Origin of the sequence: Curtobacterium sp. MCBD17_008 (genome assembly GCF_003234475.1) — a bacterium.
GTDB lineage: Bacteria > Actinomycetota > Actinomycetes > Actinomycetales > Microbacteriaceae > Curtobacterium.
Genome location: NZ_QKTK01000005.1, coordinates 1 through 18549, shown reverse-complemented (window position 1 = coordinate 18549; position 18549 = coordinate 1). Strand labels below are relative to the sequence as shown.

Sequence of the window (18549 nt, the reverse complement as noted above, 5' to 3'; positions counted from 1 at the left end):
TCAAGCCCGTGGCCACAGGACGGCGGACGACGATCGCCGACATCGCAGCGCGGGCGGGCGTGTCGATCAGCGCCGTCTCCTTCGCCCTCAACGGGCGCCCCGGCGTGTCCGAGGCGACACGAGAACGAGTGCGACAGGCGGCGCGCGAACTCGACTGGCAGCCGCACACCGCGGCCCGGGCCCTCGGGGGCGCGAAGGCCGGGTCGATCGGCTTCGTGCTGAACCGCCCGGCGCGCACGCTCGGCACCGAGTCGTTCTTCGGCGACCTCATCTCGGGGATCCAGCTCGGCCTGACCGGCACCCACATCGGCATGACCCTGCTCGTCGCCCGTGATGCCGACGAGGAACTCGAGACCTACCGCGACTGGTGGCGCGGGCACCGGGTCGACGGCGTCATCGTGATCGACCCGCGCCGGGACGACGACCGCCTCCGCCTGCTCGCCCAGCTCGGGATGCCGTCCGTCGTCGTCGGCTCGCACCCGACCCCCGCCGGGTCGGCCCCGAGCGTCTGGATCGACGACTCGGACGCGACCGACACCGTCCTCCGGTACCTCCGCGCACTCGGGCACCGCCGCATCGCCCATGTGTCCGGGCCGCCGGAGTTCGAGCACACCGCACTGCGCATCGAACGCGTCCGGGCGTTCGCGGGTACCTTGCCCGACGCCACCGAGGACGACCGCACGGAGACCATCCCCACCGACTACTCCGCCGAGGCCGGGTCCGCAGCCACCCGACGCCTGCTGTCCGGCGCCCGACGACCCACCGCGATCGTGTTCGACAACGACGTGCTCGCCGTCGCGGGACTCGGCGTCGCGAGCGAGATGGGCGTCCGCGTGCCGCAAGACGTGTCCATCGTGTCGTTCGACGACTCCGCGATGATCCGGCTCGTCCGCCCCGCGATCACCTCGCTGACGCGCGACACCGTCGAACTCGGCCAGCGGGCGGCGGTCCTGCTCCGCGAGCAGATCGAGGCCGACGCTCCGCTGCCGTCACGGCCGGGGCCGGAGTTGACGCTGAGCGTGCGCGAGTCCACGGCCCGCGTCGCCGACTGACGACGCCGACTGACGACGCCGACTGACGACGCGGACTACGACCGCTCGTCGACGAGGGCGACGAAGCGGCTGCCGACGCCCTCGACCTCGCGCCGTGTGAAGCCCGCCGGGGCTTCCGGCGCCTGGTACGGCGCGTGGTAGTCGCACATCAGGTGGTCCCAGTCCGGCCACCACTTCTTCGGCCGGGCCTCTTCCGCGTACCCGCACACGACGCACTCCAGGTGCACCCACACCTTCTTGCCGGTGCGGTTCGCCCGCGACTGCACGAGCCACGCGGGCGGGTCCTGCTCGATCGCGGTGAGTTCGGCCTCGCTGAGGCGGGACGGGATCCCGTGGTGGGTCGCCATCTCGAGGGGGATGTCGAGCCGGATGGCGGCGTCACGTCGGGAGAGCACCAGTCCAGGGTAGGTGCTCTGCCGGCGCGACGTCCGCCGCCTGCACGGCGTCGACCTCCGGCTCCGCGCTCGTCGTCACGGTCGGGGTGGCGAGACTGCTGTGGTGAGGCGTTGACTGGTCCGATGACGTTCGAGGTCCGCGACGCGACTCCTGCTGATGCCGCGCAGGTCACGCGGGTGCACCAGCGGTCTCGGGAGGCGTACTACGGGGACGCGCTCGACCGCCGCGACGCGGCTCAGGACCGGTACCCGATGTGGCTCGCCACCCTGACCCGTCCCGGCACCTGGTGCCTCGTCGCCGAGCAGGACGGGCACGTGGCCGGCTTCATCGCGGCGCACCTGGCGGACCGCGGTTCACCTGCTGAGCTGTCGAGCCTCTACGTCGACCCCGATCGGTTCGGGTCGGGCATCGGCACTGCGTTGCACACCCGGTTCATCGAGGTCGTCCCGTCGGGTACCGCTGAGCTCGAGGTGTGGGACGGGAACGAGCGCGCCAAGCGCTTCTACGCGGTCCGAGGCTGGCGACCGACGACCCGCACCCGGGCTGGTGTCGCCGGGAGGCCCTTTGTGACCTGGAGACTGGACGTGCGCCGCGGCTCGCGGTCGCTCAACGCTCGATGACCACACGGTTCCACGGGCTGCCCGCTCGGGTACGGATCGCCTCGGCAGCCGACCTGGACGCGTGAGCCGTTCCTCCGCAGGCCGTCAGCCGATGACGCAGGGCGTCTCGAAGCGCAGGCCGAGGACGGTGGCGAGCTGGCGCCCGGAGGCTTCGGCTTCCGCACGCGTGTCGACGCGGAGCAACGGGGTCCGGCCGACCGACAACAACCACTGCGCCCCGGTGAACCGGGCACTGATCGCGTTCTCGCCCACGGCTACGCCCACTCACCGATCGTCGGGAGACCCCACTTGTCGGCTCCTGGCGCCCACGACCCGCCGAGGTCCTGACTGAGCGCCGCTGAGGTGAGTGCGGGAGCGACACAGTGGAGGTGGAGACGAACGGGACGCTGCAGGAGGTGCTGCGATCGGGTCGACGTTCCGGTGCGGAGTCGGGGGGCGGCGGTGACGTGCTGCATGGTTGCCTTCCTGAGGCGGTGTCCACGTCGGACCGGAGTCGGATCCGGGAGTGCGCGACGCGGCTGGCAGGGTCTGGGCCAGTCACGCCAGGCTACGAGCGGAACCGGCCCGCGTCATGGGGGTGGACGAGGAGCCCTCGGAGTGCTATTCGGTCACCGCGCCGATCCCCGGGACACGCCGGAGCGCGTCCGGGACTTGACGGAGTGTTCGAACACACGTTCGAATACGGGAGTGGGACGGCGTCGCGAGAACCGGTGGCAGCCCCCGGAACACCCGGAGGTCGAACGCCCGCGCGCCTTCTCCCTGTCCGAGGAGGCACGCGGTGGTGACGTCTGCCACGCGGTCACCCCGATGCCGGTCTGGGCATGGGTGCAGTTCCCGACGTTCCACGTCCGGGTCAAGGCGTTCGCCCGCAGCTGGACGCGCGACGCGGTGCTCGTCGAATGGGCGCAGTTCGGGCAGCAGGCCGACGCCTGGATCTGGCGTTCGGCCGTCAAGCACCGGACCCTCCGAGCCGCCGACCCACGGACCGGGCACGCACCGACGAACGGGGCGCGTTCTGATCCCCGACCGGTGCGACAGCGCTCAGCGGAGTCCGTATGACGCACTGCGTTGACTTCGCGGACGAGCGCGAGGATCGTTCCCGACACATCGGTTCGCGAAGATGCTCGAGATTCGAGACATCCGTCCGGACCGGAGATCGGAAGGAGGCACCATGAAGAAGACCGAGGTGCCGTCCTGGGTCGCCCACCTGCTCACCCCACCCGAGGTCATCGAGGCCTACGTCGACCAACGGGTCAACGACCCGTCGCTCTTGTCGGACGTGCAGGCGGAACCCACGTACGCGGACTTCCTCCGCGGCGAGTAGACGGATCGTGGTGCGCGACCGACGACGGTCGCGTCGCCGACGTGGCACGGGCCTCCCGGCCGGCCGGGAGGCCCACCTCACGTCCCGCACACCCCCGACGGTGGTCGTGTCCGCCGTCGGTCAGAGCGGCGCCGCGCTGCGGCGCGCCGTGAGCGTCACCCCGGCGCTCGCCGCCGTGACACACGCGAGGGCGACGACCTCGACGGGAGACAGTGCCTCGCGGAGGACGACGAGCCCGGCGAGCGCCGCGAGCGCCGGCCCGAGACTCTGCAGCACGCCGAACACCCGGGTCGGAATGCGCCGGAGGGCCGTCATCTCGAGCGAGTAGGGCAACACGCTCGACAGGACCGCCACGGCGCCGAAGACCAGCAGGAGCACCGGGTCCGCGACGACGCCCTCGGCCGCGGGCCGGAGACCGAACGGCAGTGCGACGACCATCGCGACGAGCATCGAGACGCTCAGGCCGTCGATGCCCGGGATCGCCGCACCGACGCGTCGGTTCATGACGATGTACGCCGCCCAGCACCCGGCTGCGAGCACCGCCGCGGCGACTCCCCCGAGGTCACCCACCGCGGACGGCCCGACGCCGAGGAGCACCACGCCGGCGAGCGCCAGGGCTGCCCAGACGGCATCACGCCACCGGCGGGTGTGCACGAGGGACAGTGCCAGCGGACCGAGGAACTCGATCGTCACGGCGACGCCGATCGGGATCGTCGCGAACGCGAGGTAGATGAAGACGTTCATGCCGCCGAGGGCGAGGCCGAGCACGACGGCTCCTCGCCACTGCACGCGGGTCCAGTGCCGCACCCGCGGACGGACGAGCAGCGCCAGGACGAGCGCACCGATGACCAGGCGGAGCATGACCGCGCCGAGCGAGCCGACCTCCTCGAAGCGGGTCTTCGCGACCGCGGCCCCGATCTGGACCGACACCATCGCGGCGAGCGCCAGCAGTGGTGCCGGGACGCGGGTCATCCGAGGTACGCCAGGACGGCCAGGACACGGCGGTGGTCCTCGCCGGTGTCCTCGAGCGCGAGCTTGGCGAAGATGCTCGAGACGTGCTTCTCGACCGCGCCGGTCCCGATCACCAGGGCGCGGGCGATGGCGGCGTTCGTGCGGCCCTCGGCCATCAGCCCGAGGACCTCACGCTCACGCGGGGTCAGGGCGGCGAGCGGGTCGCGGCGGCGGCTCATGAGCTGCGTGACGACCTCGGGGTCGAGCACGGTGCCGCCGGAGGCCACGCGGCGCACGGCGTCGTCGATCTCGTCGAGGCGGGTCACACGGTCCTTCAGCAGGTACCCCACGCCCGAGCTGCCCGCGGCGAGGACGTCCTCGGCGTAGGTGGCCTCGACGTACTGCGAGAGCAGCAGGATCCCGGTCCGGGGTGCGATCCGACGGGCCTGGACGGCGGCGCGGACGCCCTCGTCGGTGAACGTCGGCGGCATCCGGACGTCCATGACCACGACGTCGGGCGCGAGTGCGGGGAGCGCCGCCAGGAACGAGGCCGGGTCGCCGAACTGCCCGACGACGTCGATGCCGGCTTCGTCGAGCACGCGGGCCAGCCCCTCGCGCAGCAGGACGGCGTCGTCGACGACGACGGCCCGGATGCGCGCTGCATCCGGGCCGTCGGTCATGCGGTCAGCCTAGTGGCGACCGGACGCCGGTCACGCGCGGTGCGTGGGGACGCCGTTCAGCGCGCCGAGCGGGATCCGCGCGGTCGCCTCGGTCGGGCCGCCGGCGGGGCTGGAGACCGTCAGCTCCCCGTCGAGGGCGCGCATCCGGCCCATCAGCCCCTGGATGCCGTGCCCCTCGCGCGGGCTGGCACCGCCGCGGCCGTCGTCGGTGACGCTGACGGTGAGGAACCAGGTACCGGACGCGTCGACGAGCAGCCCGAGGTAGACCCCCGCGGCGGAGGCGCCGGCGTGCTTCGCCGTGTTCGTCAGGAGCTCGCTCACGGTGAAGTACACGTTCCGCTGGATCTCGGACGCGAGCTCGAGCCCGTTCGGCAGACGGACGTCGAGCCCGACGGGGATCGGCGACCGCGCGCACAGTGCTTCGAGGGCCGCGACGAGACCGCGGTCGAGCAGGATCGGCGGCGCGAACCCGCGGGACAGCGCCCGGAGTTCGTCGAGCGCGTCCTGCGCGTGTCCCGACGCCTCGGCGATGAGCTGCTTGGCGCGTTCCGGGTCCTTCTCGAACGACCGCTCGGCCGAGGCCAGGTCCATGCGGAGTCGGACGAGTCGCTGCTGCGGGCCGTCGTGCAGGTCGCGCTCGATCTGGCGGAGTGCCTGCCCCTCCGCGGTGACGGCACCGGCGCGGGACGCCTGGAGGCCCGCCACGCGCTGCTCGAGCACCTCGGCCCGGAACCCGCCGAGCAGGCCGTGGTCGATCCAGTAGTGGGCGAGCACGGAGCCGCGCAGCCACAGCGGGAACAGCAGGACGCTCGCGGCCATCGAGAGCAGCGCGAGGGTGCCGAGCCCGGCGATCGACCCGATCCCGTTCGGGTCGACCAGGTACGTCCCGGCGACGACGTAGGCGAGGACCGCGACGACCGGCCAGAGGAACCCGACCGCCAGGAGGAGCCCGGCACCGACGGTGACCACCGCGGCCATCGGGTAGACGACCACCGCGTGGAGCAGGTACAGCCAGTAGTGCGGGTTCGCGACCGCAGACCCGGTGCGCGTCCACCAGTTCTGCTGCCAGCGGGGTGTCCAGTCCACCGGACGGATCGGTCGCGGGTCCGCCCAGCTCATCCGGAGCTTCTCGAACTGCCCCAGCCACCGGGCGACGAACAGCGCGACGAAGAACAGCAGCAGCGTGAACGGGTTGAGGACGTCCCGCGAGCCGAACCCGCCGATGCCCAGGACGGCGGGGAACGCGAAGTACAGCGTGCAGAGGAGCACCGCCGTGAGTGCCATGTAGCCGAAGTCCCGCGGCGACCGACGCCAGGCCTCCCGGTAGAAGGCACCGGCCGTCATGCCGCCGCCCCCGCCACGGACCGGGCTCGACGGCCCCCGCGTGGCGCTGCCCTGGGCGGACAGGGGCGGTGTCGCGTCCCAGCTCGGGTGGGTGCCGTCGCTCGGGGCGGGCTGGGAGGGCATCGGGGTGGTGGCTTCCGGTGTCGGTCGGTCAGGGGCGCTGTCGCGGTCGGGCGTCGTGTCCCGGTCGGCGGTGGTGTCCCGGCCGGGTGTGGTGTCCCGGTCGGTCGCCGTCACGTCGTGGAGCGGAACGGTCTCGGCGTGGTCGGGCGAGGCCACCGCCTCGTCCAGGGGGACGGTTCGGGCCAGGTCGAGCCGGTCGGTGTCGGTCATGCATCGAGCCTCGCGGAGACGAGGGCCCGGTCCCATCCTGCCGTCTCCCGGACCAGGGGTGGGGTTGTCCCCACCCCGACACGGTGGTCCTCGCGTTCGTCGTCCGGTGATGTGTAAGGTGCCGGTACTGCATCGCGTCACGAGGGGGAACCGTGGACCAGACCCGGTACGAACGACTGTCCGCGCTGGCCGCCGTGGTGGCCGCGCTCGTCCCGGCCGTCACGGTCGTCATCGGGTGGCTGGACCGGATGGCCGCGTGGCCGACGTCGTCGGGGCTCGGCGTCGTCGGGCTGGTGGCGGGAGCCGTCACTGCCGTCCTCGCCGCCCGACGCGGGGACCGTGCGACGCTCGGCTTCGGGCTCGCAGCCGTCGCCCTCCCGCTCGGGGTCCTGCTGCCCACCGCGCTGCACCCCGTCGCGACCGTGCTGCTGCTCCTCGCGCGCGTCCTGCTCCTGGTGTTCGGCGTCGTGCTCGTGGTGCGGTCGTCCGGGTCGCGCCGCACCGCGGGCTGGTTCGTCACGGTCGGAGCCGGCGTCTGGCTGCTGTCCGAGGCCGTGATGAACGTGCTGTTCCGCGTCTGGATCCCGCCGCAGGAAGCACTCCTGCCCCTCTTCACCGTGCCGCAGGTCGGCGAGTTCGTCGGATTCGCCGCGGCTGCGCTCGTGTTCGTCCCACCGCTCGTCCGCCCGGTCGGCGCGGGCGTCCGCCGACTCTGGGACACCGCCGACGTGCGCTGACGCCGCCGGTGCGCAGGGCCGGGCCGCGCGGCACCGTGGTCGGGTTCGGGATCGGGATGGGGATCGGGATCGGCCGAGCGGACCGTGCCCGGCCAGCACCGACGGGCCCGGCCAGCAGGGCGTCACACGAGGGCGGCCGCGACCTCCGGCGTCTCGTCCGGCACCGACCACGGCCGCTGCGTCATGCCGCTGTCCCCGCGGACGGACACGACCGCGCCGGAGTCGTCCCGGGTGTACACGATGTCCTCGTCGACGGACCCGAACCGGTTGCCGGATGCCATGCGGAGCGTGTCGGCGTCGACGACCTCGAGCCGGACCGGCGACTCGGTCGGCACCGGCTGCGTCGGGTCGATCGCGAGCAGGCGGTCACCCACCCTCGCGATGTCGGTGATCCCCTCGAAGGTCGCGAAGCGCCCCGTGTACCGTGCGGCGTCGACGTCGGCGGGGATCGCCGGACCGGCCGCGTGCTCGTCGGCGGCCGCGTCGAGCAGGTGCACGATGCCGTACGCCAGCATCGTCGCCGGACCGGTGGCGCTGCTCGTCAGGACGGACACGACCAGTGAGGACGCGGGGTCGAACACGGACTGCGTGATCTGTCCGGGGAACCCGCCGGAGTGGCCCCGGACCTCCCGGCCGTTGATCCGGTCCACGATGAACCCGGCACCGTAGCCGCGGGCGGCCGGGTCGGAGTCGAGCGCACTCCACGCCTTCCGCTGCGCGAGGCGCTTGGCGTGGTCGGAGAGCAGCGTCCCGCGACCCGGCACGTGCGCCGAGAAGTAGCGGACCAGGTCCGAGGCCGTGCCGTGGAAGCCGGTCGCCGCGGCGAGCGCCCCGGTCGTCACGTGCGGGACCGGCTGCCGGGTGCGCGCCGTGTGGAGGCCGGTGTAGCCGACGACGAACTCGTCCTCGCGGGCGGGGTCGAACTCCGCACCGGTGTGGCGGAGCCCGAGCGGCTCGGTGATCGCGGTGCGGACGTGCTCGGCGTACGGGGTGCCCGTCACGGCCTCGATGACGAGCCCGAGCAGCCCGTAGCCGAGGTTCGAGTAGTTGAACGCCGACCCGACCGGGACCTTCGCGCCGCCCGCGACGACGAGGTCGACGAGCTGCTGCGCGTCCGGGAAGGGGTGCGCGAGCGCCCAGTGGTCACCGTCGGCGCCGTCACGGACGACCCCGGCACCCATCTCCATGAGCTCGCGGACGGTGGCGTCGGCGATCGGGGAACCCGCCTCGACGAGCGCGGGGACGAACGAGCCGACCGTGTCGTCGAGCCGCAGCGCGCCCTGGTCGGCCAACTGGAGCAGCGCGGTGGCGGTGAAGGTCTTCGAGTGCGAGGCGATCCGGAACAGGTCCGTCGTCGTCAGTCGCCGCCCGGCTGCCACGTCGGCGTACCCCCAGGCGTCGGCGAACAGTTCCTCGTCCTCGAAGCCGATGGCGACCTGCACGCCGGGGAGCCGCAGCTGCCACACCTTGTAGGCGACCCACTCTCGGACGTAGGGCAGGACGGACTCGTAGGCTGCGCGCTTCTCCATGCCGACCAGCCTGGCATGTGCCACGCTCGTCGCATGCGGCACACACCCTCCTTCCTGATGACCGAGGTCGACGAGGTCCGACGACTCGTCCGCGGCAACCCCTGGGCGACGATCGTGTCCTCCACCGCGGAGGGGCTCGTCGCGTCGCACTACCCGTTCCTGCTCGAGGAGCAGCCCGACGGCAGTGACGACATCGTCCTCGTGTCGCACGTCGGCCGGCCGGACGAGGTGGCGCACGAACTCGGGCAGCACGAGGTCCTGGTCGTCGTGCAGGGCCCGCACGGGTACGTCTCCCCCGCCTGGTACCCGCCGGAACAGTTCATCCCGACCTGGAACCACACCACCGCGCACCTGTGGGGGACGCCGGAGATCCTGTCGGACGAGGAGAACTTCCGTGTCCTCGGTGACCTCGTGGACCACTTCGAGGCCTCGATGCCGTCACCGGTGTCGCTCGACCTCGACGAGGACGCCGCCCGCCGGATCGCCCGCGGCACGGTCGGCATACGCATCCGCGTCACCCGCTTCGACGCCCGCGCGAAGCTCAGCCAGAACAAGGCACCCGAGGTGGTCGACCGGATCATCGCCGGCCTGCGGACCGACGGCCCCTACGCCTCCCCCGCGCTCGCCGACGAGATGGCGCGCGTCCAGGGGACCACGACGACCGGCCTGGAGGCGTGATGTCGGCGACACTCCTCCGTACCGTCCGGCGGGTGGGCACCTCCGGCGCCCCCAGCGACGTCCTGCTCGTCGACGGGCGGGTGTCCGCGGTCGCGCCGGCCGGCACGCTCGACCCGCTCGACACCGAAACCCACACCGGCACCGACACCGACACCGACACCGAGGTCGTCGAGGCCGAGGGCGCCTGGCTCGGGCCCGGTCTCCGCGACCACCACGTGCACCTCGACCAGTGGGCACTCGTGCGCCGACGGATCGACGTGACGGACTGCGGCTCCGCCGAGGAGACCGCGGACCGCCTCGCCGCCGCAGCCCGGACCGGCCTCCCGGACCGGGTGCTCGTCGGGCACGGCTACCGGGACGGACTCTGGCCCCGCCCCGCTCGACGGGAGCTGCTCGACCAGGCCGCACCGGGCCTCCCGGTCGTCGTCGTGAGCGCCGACCTGCACGCCGTCTGGTGCAACGAGGTCGCCCTGGCGCACTTCGGTGCCGTGCTCGGCCGGGCGCTCCCGGCCGGTACCGACGGTGTGCTCCGCGAGCAGGACGCGTTCGACGTGACCGGCGCGCTGTCCCGGGTGCCGGAGGACCAGCTCGACGCCTCCGTCGCGGACGCCGTCGAGGCGGCCGCGGCCCGGGGCGTCACCGGGGTCGTCGACCTCGAGATGGACGCCGACATCGACCGGTGGGTGCGACGGATCCACGCCGGGACGGACGGCCTGCGCATCGCCTCCGGGGTGTACCCGGCACGGCTCGACGAGGCGGTCCGCCGAGGACTGCGGACGGGCGACGTCGTCGACGGGACGCGGGGCCTGCTCACCGTCGGGCCGTTCAAGGTGATCACCGACGGGTCGCTCGGCACCCGGACCGCCGCGACCGCCGACGGCGAGGGCGTCCTCACCTGGGCGCCGGAGGACCTCGTCCCGCTGCTGCGTCGGGCGGTCGACGCCGGGCTCGTCCCCGCCGTGCACGCGATCGGCGACCGCGCGGTCACGCTCGCGCTCGACGCGCTCGAGACGGTCGGGAGCCGCGGCTCGATCGAGCACGCGCAGCTCCTCGCCGTGCCCGACGTCGAGCGGTTCGCCCGGCTCGGCGTCGTCGCGTCCGTGCAGCCCGAGCACGCCATGGACGACCGGGACATCGCGGACCACCACTGGGCGGGCCGCACGGACCGGGCCTTCCCGTTCGCCGCGCTCGAACGTGCGGGCGCAGCGATGGTGCTCGGCTCGGACGCCCCGGTCGCGCCGCTCGACCCGTGGGTGTCGATGGCCGCCGCCGTCGGGCGGGACCGCGACGGCCGCGAGCCGTGGCACCCGGAACAGCGGATGTCGGCGCTCGCCGCGTGGCGGGGGTCGACGGACGGACGGGTGTCGGTCACGGTCGGCGACGTCGCGGACCTCGTCCTCGTGCCGGCCGACCCGCTCACCGCGTCGTCGGCGGCGCTCCGGGCGATGCCGGTCCTGGGCACCGCGATCGCCGGTCGCTGGACGCACCGCGACCTCTGACCGGCGGGGCTACTTCTGGTCCTTGGGGCACCAGTAGAGCTTGCGACCGGCCATGTCGGCGACGCGGATCTCGGTGCCGCAGACCCGGCACGGCTCCCCCGCGCGGTGGTACACCCAGTGTCGGTCGGCCCGGGAGCGCATCGCCTTCCGGTACTCGGCGTCGGTCAGGCCGTCCATCGTCATCATCTGCCCGATGCGGACCCCGTCGTGCAGGAGCTTCGACCAGTCCTGCCACAGCGCCTTCGCCTGCCTGACGGTGATCTCCTTCCCGGGCTTGTACGGGTCGATGCGCTGCCGGAACAACAGCTCCGCCCGGTACACGTTGCCGATGCCGCTCACCACGGACTGGTCCATGAGCAGCTGGCCGATCGCGACGTTGCGCTTCCGGACGTTGTCCACGAACGCCTTCTCGGCCTCGGGCCCGTCGTCGTTCATCGGGTCCGGGCCGAGCTTGTCGAGCGCACGCTGCACGCCAGCCGGGTCCTCGACCACGCAGGCCGTCGGTCCGCGGAGGTCCGCCACGGCGGTCTCGGTGAGGATCCGCACGCGCACCTGCCCGACCGGGTCCGGCGGGAAGGCCTCGATCGGGTCCTCGACCTTCTCCTGCTCGGCCATCCGGTAGCGGGAGCGCCGCGGGGCACCGATGGAGCGGAGGGAGTCCTCGCCGTCGTCGTCGGGCACGTGGTCGGCGTCGTCGCCCGCGTCGCTGTCCTCCGCGACCGTGCCACGCTGGTTCGTCTGCCCGATCCGCCCCTTCGCGCTGCGCATCGTCGCGTCGGTCGAGATCTCCCCCGCGAAGTCCCACGCGCCGTACAGGCCGAGGTGCACGCGGAGGAACAGGTCGCCCTCGAACTCGAGGAACATCTGCTTCGCCACGGCTCGTGCGGCGATCATCTTCCGGCCGTCGAGCTGCGCGGCTCCGGCGGCGAACCGACCCTGCGGGCTCGAGACCTCGCAGACCTGGCCGACGAAGTGCAGCTCGAACTGGCGGGCGATGCGGTGGACGGAGTGACCCTCGGGCATTGCTCTTGTCTACTCGGCCCTACTGGTCGATCTGCTTGCCGGCGATGTGCCCCGTGGTCTCGTACTCGGCGAGCTGCGCGATGCGGCGGGCGTGGCGCTCCTCGCCCGAGAACGGCTCGGCGATGAAGAGGTCCACGAAGCGGATCGCCTCTGCCTCGGTGTGCTGGCGCGCGCCGATCGAGATGACGTTCGCGTCGTTGTGCTGGCGGGCGAGCAGCGCGGTCGACTCGTTCCAGACCAGGGCCGCGCGGATGCCCTCGACCTTGTTCGCGGCGATCTGCTCACCGTTGCCCGACCCGCCGAAGACGACACCGAGGGCCTGGACGCCGGCGCGCTGGTCCTGCACGACGGCGTGCGCGGCGTTGATGCAGAACGAGGGGTAGTCGTCGAGCGGCTCGTACTCGGTCGGTCCGTGGTCCACGACCTCGTGGCCAGCTTCGGTCAGGTGGACGCTGAGGGTCTTGGTGAACTCGAGGCCGGCGTGGTCCGTTCCGAGGTGGATGCGCATGGACCGATCCTATTCCTGTGCCCACGCCGGACGGGACCTGTCCGGCGGACGACGGATGGGCCTCCCGTCAGCGGTGCCGCACGACGACCACGACGTACCGGCACGGCTCGTCGCCGGGGTTCCGGTAGACGACGTCAGCGGGTTCGCCGAGCTCGATGCGGTCGCCGGCACCGAGGCGGCTGGTCGTGTCACCAGCCTGCAGGTCGAGGGTCCCGTCGACGACCCAGATGCAGTGCCGGAGGAAGGCGTAGGCGCTCGCGGGGTAGGCGACCTCGCGGCCGGCCGGCAGGCGCACCTCGGTCACGTCGGCCGGGAAGTCGGCGCTCGACAGCGGTCGGCGGCGGTACCCGGTCTCCGGGTCGGTCCAGGAGTCCGCGGACGCGGCGCGCTGGACCCCGCGGGCCTCGTCCGGGTCGCTGGAGCGCGGGACCTCGTGCTCGAGGGCCTCGTCGAGGAGTTGCGAGACCGTCAGGCCGAACGCTCCGGACAAGCGGCCGAGGATGGTCGCGGTGGGACTGGAGACGCCCCGTTCGACGCGGTTGATCATCGCGCGGGAGACGCCGGACTCCTCGGCGAGTTCGGTCAGGCTCCACCGGCGCTCGGTGCGGAGGCGCTGCAGCCGTTCCCCGAGGCGGCGCTGGTCGGCGTCATCGGGGTCCTCGGCGTCATCGGGCTCCTCGGCGCCCATGACGTCCGGGAGTGCGCCGGCGCCCTCCTGCTCGTCTACGATGTGAGACATGGCGACAGCATATGCGACGGACGCGGTCACGATCCGCGACTGCACCCCCGCCGACCTCGATGTCGTGCACGGTCTCCACGTCGACGCCGTCCTGCACTCCACCGCAATCTGGCAGGAGGAGCCGCACCCCCGGGCGTGGTTCGACACCTGGCTCGCGGAACGGCAGGGCGACGGGTGGCCGGTCGTGGTCGCCGAGGTCGACGGCGTCGTCGCCGGGTACGCCTCGTACTCGCAGTGGCGGCCGCACCAGGGCTACCGGCACACCGTCGAGCACAGCGTCTACGTCGTCGAGGGGTTCCGCGGCCGGGGGGTCGCGTCGACGCTCATGCACGCCCTGGTGGCCCGTGCGACGGCTGAGGGCCGACACGTCATGATCGCCGGCATCTGCAGCACGAACGCCGGGTCGATCGCCCTGCACGAGCGGCTCGGGTTCGAGACCGTGGCCGTCGTGCCCGAGGTCGGCCGGAAGGCCGGCCGCTGGCTCGACCTGACCCTGATGCGGTTGCCGCTGGCCTGAGCGGGCGATGCCCGCAGGGGGACGACGGACAGGAGGCGCGGTGCGGACCCGCACCGCGCCTCCCGTCGGGTCGCCGGGCCGGGCGGTCAGTCCTCGACGGTGTCGAAGACCGGGCCGGTCGTGCGGGAGCGCTTGAGCTCGAAGAAGCCCGGGTAGCGGGCTGCGGCGACGACACCGTCCCAGAGGTCGAGCGCCTCCTGCCCCTTCGGCGCCGGGGAGATGACCGGCCCGAAGAACGCGACGCCGTCGACGGCGATGACGGGCGTGCCGACGTCCTGGCCGACGCGCTCGATGCCGTCCCGGTGGCTCTGACGCATCGCGGTGTCGGTCTCGTCCGTCCAGGCCGCGTCGGCGAGGTCGGCGTCGAGGTCGAGCTGCTCGAGCACGGCCGGCACGACCTGCGCGGGGTCCTTCTGCTGGCGGTGGTGGATCTGCTCGCCGAGCGCGTCGTAGAGCGGCTTGACGACCTCCTGGCCGTGCCGGGTCTTCGCGGCGGTCACCAGGCGCGCGTACACCTGGTTCCGCTCGAGGGCCTCGCGGTACTCGGCGGGCATGTCCTCGTTGTGCTCGTTGAGGACGAACAGGCTCATCACGTTCCAGGTGACGTCGAGGTCGCGGTGCCGCTCGACCTCCCCCACCCAGCGGCTCGTCATCCACGCCCAGGGGCAGGTCGGGTCGAACCAGAACTCCACAGCAGTCCGGGTCGCAGGGGTCGTCTCCACAGTCGTGTCGGTCACGGATCGCAGCGTACGCCCGCTCGCTAGGCTGGTCCCGAGCCGTCCCACCGGTGCACGACGCCGGCCGGGACCCCGACACGCGGACATCGATCGTCCGCGTCCGCAGCGAAGATGGAGCGTCCGTGCCCGGAGAGAACCTCACCCGAATCGAAGCCCAGGAACGCGCCGGCATCGTCAGCGTGCAGACGTACGACGTCGAGCTCGACCTGACCCGCGGAGCCGAGACCTTCGGCAGCACCACCCGCGTGCGCTTCAGTGCCACGCCCGGTGCCAGCACGTTCATCGACGCCATCACGAAGACCGTGCACTCGGTCACGTTGAACGGCACCGCGCTCGACGTCGACGCGGTGAACGACGGCGTCCGCATCCAGCTCGCCGACCTGCAGGAGCAGAACGAACTCGTCGTCGTCGCCGACGCGCTGTACACGAACACCGGCGAAGGCCTGCACCGCTTCGTCGACCCGGTCGACGACGAGGTCTACCTGTACTCGCAGTTCGAGGTGCCGGACAGCCGCCGGATGTTCGCCGTGTTCGAGCAGCCCGACCTCAAGGCCGAGTTCTCCTTCACCGTGACCGCGCCGGCGCGCTGGCAGGTCGTCTCGAACGCCCCGACGCCGGAGCCGCACGTCGACGGCGACCACGCCACGTGGACCTTCCCGCCCACCGCGCGCATCTCGAGCTACATCACCGCGCTCATCGCCGGCCCGTACGAGGTCGTCCGCAGCGAGCTGACCAGCCGCGACGGTCGGACCATCCCGCTCGGCGTCTTCGCGCGCAGGTCGCTGGCTGAGTACCTCGACCCGGACTACGTGTTCGAGACCACCCGGAAGGGGTTCGCGTACTTCGAGGAGAAGTTCGACTATGCGTACCCGTTCGAGAAGTACGACCAGCTCTTCGTGCCGGAGTTCAACGCCGGTGCGATGGAGAACGCGGGCGCGGTCACCTTCACCGAGACCTACGTCTTCCGCTCGAAGGTCACCGACGCCATCAAGGAGCGCCGGGTCGTCACGATCCTGCACGAGCTCGCGCACATGTGGTTCGGCGACCTCGTCACGATGAAGTGGTGGAACGACCTCTGGCTGAACGAGTCGTTCGCCGAGTGGGCCTCCACCATCGCGACCGCCGAGGCCACCGAGTGGACCGGCGCATGGACGACGTTCCAGGCGATGGAGAAGTCCTGGGCCTACCGCCAGGACCAGCTCCCCTCGACGCACCCGATCGTCGCGACGATCAACGACCTCGAGGACGTCCAGGTCAACTTCGACGGCATCACCTACGCGAAGGGCGGTTCGGTCCTCAAGCAGCTCGTCGCGTGGGTCGGCATCGACGCGTTCTTCGCGGGCGTCGCGGCGTACTTCCGGAAGCACCACCACTCCAACACCGAGCTGAAGGACCTGCTCGTCGAGCTCGAGGCCACCAGCGGCCGCGACCTGTCCGAGTGGTCGCAGCTCTGGCTGGAGACGGCGGGCGTGAACACCCTGCGCCCGGAGATCGAGACCGACGCCGAGGGCGTCATCACCTCGTTCGCCGTCCTGCAGGAGGCGCCGTCGGACCACCCGACGCTGCGACCGCACCGCCTGGCCATCGGCGTGTACGCCTTCACGAACGACCCGTCGGCCCCCTTCGGCGCGGACACGGCCTCGTCCGGCGGCAAGCTCGACCGCGTCCACCGCGTCGAGATCGACGTCGACGGCGCCCGCACCGAGGTCCCCGAGCTGGTCGGCGTGCACCGCGGCGACCTCGTGCTCCTCAACGACGACGACCTGGCGTACGCCAAGATCCGCCTCGACGAGCAGTCGCGGCGCACGGCGATCGAGCACCTGGCGTCGATCGCGGACCCGCTCGCCCGGTCGATCGTCTGGGGTGCCGTCTGGGACGCCACGCGTGACGCCGAGTCCCCCGCCAGCGACTACGTCACCCTCGTGCTCGGCAACATCGCGACCGAGACCGAGTCGACGACGATCCGCACCACGCTGTCACAGCTGCTCCTGGCGGCGCGCAACTACGTCGCACCGTCGAAGTCAGACGCCACCGTGCGCACCGTCGGCGACACGCTGTGGCAGCTGGCCTCGTCGGCCGAGTCCGGATCGGACGCGCAGTTCCAGTTCGTGAAGTTCTTCGCGCAGATCCCGTCGACGCCCGAGCACGTGGCGACGCTGCAGGGACTGCGTGACGGATCGGTCACACTGCAGGGGCTCGTCGTGGACACGGACCTGCGCTGGGAGCTGCTCGAGGGCCTCGTACTCGCGGGTGCCGCGGGCAACGACGAGATCGACGCCGAGCTCGCCGCCGACCGGACCGCCTCGGGCGAGCAGGCCGCGGCCCGCGCTCGCGCGACGATCCCCACCGCCGAGGGCAAGCTCGCGGCGTTCTCGTCGCTCGTCGACACGGACGACGCGCCGAACGCAATCGTGCGGCAGACGACCGTCGGGTTCCAGCACGTGAACTCCCCGGTCGTGCTCGAGGGTCTCGTGCAGCGCTACTTCGAGGTCATCACGCGGATCTGGGACGAGCGCAGCTACCACATCGCCGACACGATCGTGACGGGCCTGTACCCGGCACCGCTGGCGTCGACGGAACTGCGTGACGCTGCCCGGGCCTGGCTCGACGCGCACCCGGAGACCCCGGCACTGCGTCGGATCGTCAGCGAGAACCTCGCGGGCACCGAGCGTGCGCTCCGCGTCCAGGCGGCCGACGCCTGATCCCGATGTGAGCAGTGGCGAGGCTCCGGCGTTCCTCCAGGGGCGTCGGAGCCTCGCCGTTTAGCATCGTCCGGACATGACCTCGGCAGCAGACACCACCGACGACGTCTCGAAGTGGGCGTCGAACACGTTCACGCAGTTCGTCGACACCTGGCACGTCCCGATCACGATCCTGATCGTCCTGCTCGCGGCGGTCATCATCCGCCTCGTGCTCCGCCGGACCATCAAGCAGGTCGTCGACCGCATCGTCAACGGCGTCAAGAAGCGGCAGGGCGCTGCGGACACCCAGGCCCTGGTGGCCTCCCCGCTGCAGACCGCCCGCGTCGTGCAGCGCACCCGGACGCTCGGCAGCGTGCTCGAGAACCTCGCGACGGTCGTGGTCGCCGTGATCGCCTTCGCCATCATCATCTCGACCGTGTTCCCGACCGCGGCGGTCGGCATCGTCGGTGGCGCTTCCGTGGTCGCCGCCGGCCTCGCAGTGGGCGCGCAGAGCATCGTCCGCGACATCCTGTCCGGCATCTTCATGATCCTCGAGGACCAGGCCGGCGTCGGTGACGTCGTCGACACCGGCCAGGCCACCGGGGTCGTGGAGTCCGTCGGGCTCCGGGTCATGCAGATCCGCGACGTGAACGGCATCCTCTGGTTCGTGCCGAACGGACAGATCCTCCGCGTCGGCAACCTGTCCCAGGGCTGGTCCCGTGTCCTCGTCGACATCACCGTGCCGTACGACACCGACATCGACGCCGTGCAGGACGCCCTGCTGCACGCCGCGGTCACCATGTCCCAGGAGGCCCGCTGGCGGCAGCGCATCGTCGAGAAACCGGAGATCTGGGGCCTGCAGTCGATCACCGACACCGGCATGGTGTTCCGCCTGGTCGTGAAGACCCGCGCGTCGGAGCTCGACGTCGTCGGACGGGAACTCCGCGTGCGGCTCAAGCGCGGCGTGGACGAACTCGGGGTCACCCTGCCGGCGATGGCCATGATCATGCCGGAGGGGTGGGAGAACGCCACGTCGGTGAACGGCCTCCGTCCCGTCCGCACCGCGCCGGTGCCCACCCCCGCGCCGCGGGCCCGCCGCGGCCGGATGAACATCCTGGGCCGGGCGATCCGGACCGGCGACGACAATGACCCTGAGGACACCCCATGACCGGACCCGCCATCCCCCCTGTCTCTTATACAC

The 18549-nt window shown here is 72.0% G+C and carries 20 protein-coding genes; 10 read left to right on the top strand and 10 right to left on the bottom strand.

All coding sequences use genetic code 11. The annotated features are described in order from the left end of the window. The first annotated feature begins 8 nt into the window (after positions 1 to 8). The gene (locus DEI95_RS06420) at positions 9 to 1052 is read left to right on the top strand and encodes a LacI family DNA-binding transcriptional regulator (protein WP_111059735.1); all 1044 of its coding nucleotides are present in this window, start codon (positions 9 to 11) and stop codon (positions 1050 to 1052) included. Between the two features lie 35 nt (positions 1053 to 1087). On the opposite strand, the gene DEI95_RS06415 is transcribed toward DEI95_RS06420, so the two are convergent. Further along, complete coding sequence (locus DEI95_RS06415) at positions 1088 to 1447, bottom strand: hypothetical protein (RefSeq protein WP_110823789.1); 360 nt, start codon at positions 1445 to 1447, stop codon at positions 1088 to 1090. A gap of 123 nt (positions 1448 to 1570) precedes the next feature. Between DEI95_RS06415 and DEI95_RS06410 the strand changes: the two genes are divergently transcribed. Further along, positions 1571 to 2068: a GNAT family N-acetyltransferase gene (locus DEI95_RS06410; RefSeq protein ID WP_111059734.1), complete on the top strand. Its 498-nt coding sequence runs from the start codon at positions 1571 to 1573 to the stop codon at positions 2066 to 2068. An 84-nt stretch (positions 2069 to 2152) separates the two neighbouring features. On the opposite strand, the gene DEI95_RS16430 is transcribed toward DEI95_RS06410, so the two are convergent. Next, positions 2153 to 2332 carry a hypothetical protein gene (locus tag DEI95_RS16430; protein ID WP_146232771.1) on the bottom strand — a complete coding sequence of 60 codons (180 nt, stop codon included), beginning with the start codon at positions 2330 to 2332 and terminating at the stop codon, positions 2153 to 2155. A 423-nt stretch (positions 2333 to 2755) separates the two neighbouring features. On the opposite strand from DEI95_RS16430, the gene DEI95_RS06400 reads away from it, so the two are divergent. Next, positions 2756 to 3127: a hypothetical protein gene (locus DEI95_RS06400; RefSeq protein ID WP_110823786.1), complete on the top strand. Its 372-nt coding sequence runs from the start codon at positions 2756 to 2758 to the stop codon at positions 3125 to 3127. Positions 3128 to 3239: 112 nt separating this feature from the next. Continuing rightward, positions 3240 to 3392, top strand: a complete 153-nt coding sequence (locus DEI95_RS16625) for a hypothetical protein (RefSeq protein ID WP_181419398.1) — start codon at positions 3240 to 3242, stop codon at positions 3390 to 3392. Positions 3393 to 3512: 120 nt separating this feature from the next. On the opposite strand, the gene DEI95_RS06395 is transcribed toward DEI95_RS16625, so the two are convergent. The 3 genes from DEI95_RS06395 to DEI95_RS06385 are packed head-to-tail and all read right to left on the bottom strand — an operon-like array spanning position 3513 to position 6700. After that, positions 3513 to 4364: a DMT family transporter gene (locus DEI95_RS06395; RefSeq protein ID WP_111059732.1), complete on the bottom strand. Its 852-nt coding sequence runs from the start codon at positions 4362 to 4364 to the stop codon at positions 3513 to 3515. Continuing rightward, positions 4361 to 5023 (bottom strand): response regulator transcription factor, encoded by a 663-nt coding sequence (locus DEI95_RS06390; RefSeq protein WP_110890236.1) that lies wholly within the window; start codon positions 5021 to 5023, stop codon positions 4361 to 4363. The genes DEI95_RS06395 and DEI95_RS06390 overlap by 4 nt, the downstream gene beginning before the upstream one ends. A 30-nt stretch (positions 5024 to 5053) precedes the next feature. Then, positions 5054 to 6700 carry a sensor histidine kinase gene (locus DEI95_RS06385; protein WP_111059731.1) on the bottom strand — a complete coding sequence of 549 codons (1647 nt, stop codon included), beginning with the start codon at positions 6698 to 6700 and terminating at the stop codon, positions 5054 to 5056. Positions 6701 to 6852: 152 nt separating this feature from the next. Here DEI95_RS06385 and DEI95_RS06380 point away from each other — a divergent pair, with 152 nt between their 5' ends. Then, positions 6853 to 7437, top strand: coding sequence for a hypothetical protein (locus DEI95_RS06380; RefSeq protein WP_111059730.1), 585 nt, complete (start codon positions 6853 to 6855; stop codon positions 7435 to 7437). A 122-nt stretch (positions 7438 to 7559) separates the two neighbouring features. Here DEI95_RS06380 and DEI95_RS06375 read toward each other — a convergent pair whose 3' ends face one another. Continuing rightward, positions 7560 to 8966, bottom strand: a complete 1407-nt coding sequence (locus DEI95_RS06375; protein ID WP_111059729.1) for a serine hydrolase — start codon at positions 8964 to 8966, stop codon at positions 7560 to 7562. A 33-nt stretch (positions 8967 to 8999) separates the two neighbouring features. On the opposite strand from DEI95_RS06375, the gene DEI95_RS06370 reads away from it, so the two are divergent. Further along, entirely contained in the window at positions 9000 to 9644 is a 645-nt protein-coding gene (locus DEI95_RS06370) for an FMN-binding negative transcriptional regulator (protein WP_111059728.1), read from the top strand. Positions 9645 to 9676: 32 nt separating this feature from the next. After that, a complete protein-coding gene (locus DEI95_RS06365; protein ID WP_309146528.1) occupies positions 9677 to 11143 on the top strand; it encodes an amidohydrolase family protein in 1467 nt (488 codons plus the stop codon). 9 nt (positions 11144 to 11152) lie between these two features. Here the strand turns inward: DEI95_RS06365 and DEI95_RS06360 are convergent, their stop codons facing one another. The 3 genes from DEI95_RS06360 to DEI95_RS06350 form a co-directional block, all read right to left on the bottom strand. Next, on the bottom strand, positions 11153 to 12166 hold the full coding sequence (locus DEI95_RS06360; RefSeq protein WP_110890241.1) for an Fpg/Nei family DNA glycosylase: 1014 nt from the start codon (positions 12164 to 12166) through the stop codon (positions 11153 to 11155). Between the two features lie 19 nt (positions 12167 to 12185). After that, the gene (locus DEI95_RS06355; RefSeq protein WP_110823777.1) at positions 12186 to 12674 is read right to left on the bottom strand and encodes a ribose-5-phosphate isomerase; all 489 of its coding nucleotides are present in this window, start codon (positions 12672 to 12674) and stop codon (positions 12186 to 12188) included. Between the two features lie 67 nt (positions 12675 to 12741). Beyond that, positions 12742 to 13413 carry an XRE family transcriptional regulator gene (locus tag DEI95_RS06350; protein ID WP_258367501.1) on the bottom strand — a complete coding sequence of 224 codons (672 nt, stop codon included), beginning with the start codon at positions 13411 to 13413 and terminating at the stop codon, positions 12742 to 12744. On the opposite strand from DEI95_RS06350, the gene DEI95_RS06345 reads away from it, so the two are divergent. Beyond that, positions 13412 to 13930 (top strand): GNAT family N-acetyltransferase, encoded by a 519-nt coding sequence (locus tag DEI95_RS06345; RefSeq protein WP_111059725.1) that lies wholly within the window; start codon positions 13412 to 13414, stop codon positions 13928 to 13930. The two genes, DEI95_RS06350 and DEI95_RS06345, sit on opposite strands and share 2 nt — an antisense overlap. Before the next feature lie 86 nt (positions 13931 to 14016). Here DEI95_RS06345 and DEI95_RS06340 read toward each other — a convergent pair whose 3' ends face one another. After that, entirely contained in the window at positions 14017 to 14667 is a 651-nt protein-coding gene (locus DEI95_RS06340; RefSeq protein WP_309146527.1) for a DsbA family protein, read from the bottom strand. A 122-nt stretch (positions 14668 to 14789) separates the two neighbouring features. Between DEI95_RS06340 and pepN the strand changes: the two genes are divergently transcribed. Then, complete coding sequence (gene pepN, locus DEI95_RS06335) at positions 14790 to 17369, top strand: aminopeptidase N (RefSeq protein ID WP_110823773.1); 2580 nt, start codon at positions 14790 to 14792, stop codon at positions 17367 to 17369. A 76-nt stretch (positions 17370 to 17445) separates the two neighbouring features. Continuing rightward, positions 17446 to 18516: a mechanosensitive ion channel family protein gene (locus tag DEI95_RS06330; protein WP_110823772.1), complete on the top strand. Its 1071-nt coding sequence runs from the start codon at positions 17446 to 17448 to the stop codon at positions 18514 to 18516. Positions 18517 to 18549 lie beyond the last annotated feature (33 nt).